Genomic DNA, 925 nt, shown 5'->3' on the forward strand with positions numbered 1-925 from the left:
TAGCTGTACCTTTCATCATCATTGTACCATGATTTTCTTCGCGAGGAAGTGAGACGAAATGACTATTTTCGACCTTTGAACCATTTCATATATATCTCAAACATTCCTGCTTCACCGTTAAATCCCTAGTTGAAGTTCGTGTACAGTATATTTGCTTTTTGTCACAACTCCCCGGTGCCGCAATGTTTCATGCACTTTCTCATTATACAAGCGAACGTTTTCATTCATGACCTTCCACTCAACCGACCGTTGATGGCAAAACCCATCGATATCATTGTCGAGATGTTTCACATAGCGATAGGGGCCAATGATCCCGATGCTGAGCCACGCTCCATTGCGAACCAACACGATATCCCCTTGTTCCATCGTATGGACAAACGCCCAGATTGCGCCAAGAGCGTTGCCAAGCTTCGCCCCCGAATAATGGTACACGTTGCGCAATCGCTCTCTCAGTTCATCTTTGCTTATGCCGTCTAAATTGCCGATCAGCGGCCAGCCAATCCCTATGACTTGATCGCGAATGAATTCGTCGTACCGCTGAAACCCATGCGGTTTCGTTTTCATTTGAAATACATGCGCCATTTCCAATCCCCCGTTTCCCTTTCAACCTCCGCCTTAGCCACACCGTCCCATCCATCAAAAAGCGACAGGCGCGTAACCACTTCAACTTCTTGCATGCTTCTTAAGAACGGCGGTAATCGCCTCAATCGTTTCTTTGGCGGCATCCGTCAACGCTTCAAATTTAAAGGCAATCGACTGAGCGTTTGGATTGATGGACGGGCCTGCGTTTCGATCTCTGCGAAACGCTGTGATCGCCTCCAAGTCTCGTTTGAGGCCATCCGGAAGCAGCGCTCGCTCGAACCTCCAACTGACGATGTGGGGCTCTTTCGCTGTGTAATCGTTGGATCCTTCATATTGTATCTCA

At 48.1% G+C, this 925-nt stretch carries 1 protein-coding gene and 1 pseudogene; both read right to left on the reverse strand.

Annotated features, from left to right (window positions below; genetic code table 11):
• Positions 1 to 117: 117 nt before the first annotated feature.
• Positions 118 to 582, reverse strand: coding sequence for a hypothetical protein (locus tag VU18_RS15810; RefSeq protein ID WP_031206176.1), 465 nt, complete (start codon positions 580 to 582; stop codon positions 118 to 120).
• Positions 583 to 663: 81 nt separating this feature from the next.
• Positions 664 to 925, reverse strand: a pseudogene (locus VU18_RS15815) (hypothetical protein); the annotation flags it as partial.

This window comes from Geobacillus sp. ZGt-1 (assembly GCF_001026865.1).
GTDB lineage: Bacteria > Bacillota > Bacilli > Bacillales > Anoxybacillaceae > Geobacillus > Geobacillus thermoleovorans.

Coding starts and splice junctions, on each gene's coding strand:
- VU18_RS15810 (WP_031206176.1), bottom strand. CDS start 582: ATGGCGCATGTATTTCAAATGAAAACGAAACCGCATGGGTTTCAGCGG.